We start from the raw sequence: 2,514 nt of genomic DNA, 5'->3' as shown, positions 1-2,514 counted from the left end.
ATATAATATAATATAACATAATAATTCAAAAATTATTCATTTAAATAAAATTAAAATTTTTTGCGAACCACTATTTAAAAGATAATTTTTTAAGATTAATATTTGATATAGGATTATATTATTAAAAAGATATTTAAAACATAAAAAAAATATTAAATATGTATTATTTTTTTATAAAAATAGGGTCGGACAAAATTCCATATCAGTTTGCCAAAACCTTAGGAAAATCCTTTGTTTAGCAAAAAAAGTTTCTTTTTTTGAGAAAAGCTATTTTTGTCCGACCCTCAAAAATATTTAATTTGAGGATAGGAATGGCTAAAAAAGAAAATATACTAATGAAAGAGAAAATGTCCATATATGTATTTAATAAATTAAAAACTTCCAAACCACAGGTTTTTGCATACTTAACTGCATTATTTGCCACTATATTAATTGTATCTAATCTTGCCAGTACAAAAATGTTTGATTTCTTTTCAACAGGACTGGTTTGGGATGGAGGTGCAGTATTATTTCCACTTTCTTATATTTTAGGAGATGTAATTACTGAGATTTTTGGGTTTGAAAAGGCTAAAAAAGTAATCTGGACAGCATTTGTAATGAACTTAATAGCTGTTTTAGCATTATTTTTTGTTCAAATATTGCCTCCAGGTCCTGGATGGGAACACCAAATAGCTTATGAGACAATAATTGGATTTATGCCACGTATTGTTGCTGGTAGTTTAATAGCTTTTGTTAGTGGTCAGATTCTTAATTCATATGTTTTTGTTAAAATTAAAGAAATTACTAATGGTAAAAGATTTTGGCAGAGAGCTATTGGCTCAAGTTTAGTTGGTGATTTAGTTGACACAGTTATTTTTACCACAATTGCATTTTTTGGCACTATTTCAACATTTCAATTTTTTGGATTATTAACAATTGCATATCTTACAAAGATTATTGGTGAAACTGTTTTACTCCCTGTAACCTATGGGGTTGTCAAATTCTGTGAAAAAATAATGATAAATGAAAACGACAAATGTTAATTGAAAGTGACTAATGTTAATTGAAAGTGACTAATGTTAATTGAAATTGATGAATCTTAATTAAAAATGTTGAACATAAATGAGTGTGATGAAAATGAAACAGATTCAGTTTAGCTTTGAAATAAATAAAAAAATTCCAGATGCACTAGGTAGAGCTGGTGTTATTCATACACCTCATGGAGATATTCAGACTCCTGCATTTATGGTGGTGGGGACATATGGTAAAGTAAGGTTATTATCTGCTTCACAATTTCATAATATTGGTGCTCAAGGAATGATTAGCAATGGATTTCATTTATCTCAAATAGCTGATGAAATTGATGGTGCTGGAGGATTATATAGCTATTCAGGATATAATTGTCCTACAATTACAGATAGTGGTGGTTTTCAGGTTATGTCTTTAGGTAGTGGATTAGGTAAAGTTGTTTCAATGGATAAGAGGGATATTGCAAAAGAACAATTTAAGGCAGAAAATAAAAAAAGATTAGCAAGGGTAAGTGAAGAAGGAGTATACTTTAAAAGAAGTGAAGACTCAGATGAAGAACTTATTACTCCAGAATACTCAATGGAATTTCAACACAAAGTCGGTGGAGACATTATAATGGCATTTGATGAGCTAACAAGTATTGGGGATAGTAAAGAATACAATGAAGAAGCACTTAATCGTACATATAAATGGGGGCTTAGATGTTTAGAAAAACATGAAAAATTAAGTTTTGACAGGAGAGATAAACCTTACCAAGCCCTTTACGGGGTTCTACAAGGTGCACATTATCAAGATTTACGAGAAAAAGCAGCTCATGATTTAGGAGCATTAGGTTTTGATGGATATGGTTTAGGAGGTGCCTTTGAAAAGGAGCATTTACCAGATATTTTATTTTGGTGCAATAGTATTTTACCAGAAGATAAGCCTCGCCATCTTTTAGGTCTTTCTAAGCCTGATGATATTTTTGTAGGAGTTGAAAATGGCTGTGATACATTTGATTGTGTAGCTCCAACTCGTGAAGCCCGTCATGCAAAAGTTTACACTCTTGATGGAGACATTAATCTTAGAAATGCAAAGTTTAAAAATGATTTTATGCCTTTGTTTGAGGGTTGTCAGTGTCCTACTTGTAAATCTAATCATACACGGGAAGAAATACGTGGATTATTAAAGAATGAAGGAGCAGTAAAAACTGAAAAACAAATGATTTCAGATAGATTACTTGGAATGGAACTTATAACTACTCATAATGTCTTTTTTATTGTTAATCTTACCAATCAAATACGCCAATCAATTCTTGATGGAAATTATTTCAATTTTAGAGATGAATGGCTAAGTAGATATTATCATTAAAAAAAAATTAAAAATGAAATAAATTAAAAATGAAATAATATATAAAATTATACATAAAATAATATATAAAATAATATATAATTATTTTAAATAAGCTCTCAAATAATTTCTTTAATTTATTTCAATAAATGTTTTTTTTAAATAATAGAGCTGTGT

At 29.0% G+C, this 2,514-nt stretch carries 2 protein-coding genes; both read left to right on the top strand.

Annotated features, from left to right (window positions below):
- Positions 1–311: 311 nt before the first annotated feature.
- A complete protein-coding gene (locus MBCUR_RS01825; protein WP_084269407.1) occupies positions 312–1,022 on the top strand; it encodes a queuosine precursor transporter in 711 nt (236 codons plus the stop codon).
- A gap of 94 nt (positions 1,023–1,116) precedes the next feature.
- A complete protein-coding gene (gene tgt / locus MBCUR_RS01820; protein WP_211265116.1) occupies positions 1,117–2,358 on the top strand; it encodes a tRNA guanosine(34) transglycosylase Tgt in 1,242 nt (413 codons plus the stop codon).
- Positions 2,359–2,514: the final 156 nt, after the last annotated feature.

This window comes from Methanobrevibacter curvatus (assembly GCF_001639295.1).
GTDB lineage: Archaea > Methanobacteriota > Methanobacteria > Methanobacteriales > Methanobacteriaceae > Methanoflexus > Methanoflexus curvatus.
Note: the sequence above shows the minus strand (reverse complement) of the source record. Positions and strands in the feature narration are given on the sequence as shown.

Coding starts and splice junctions, on each gene's coding strand:
- tgt (WP_211265116.1), top strand. CDS start 1,117: ATGAAACAGATTCAGTTTAGCTTTGAAATAAATAAAAAAATTCCAGAT.
- MBCUR_RS01825 (WP_084269407.1), top strand. CDS start 312: ATGGCTAAAAAAGAAAATATACTAATGAAAGAGAAAATGTCCATATAT.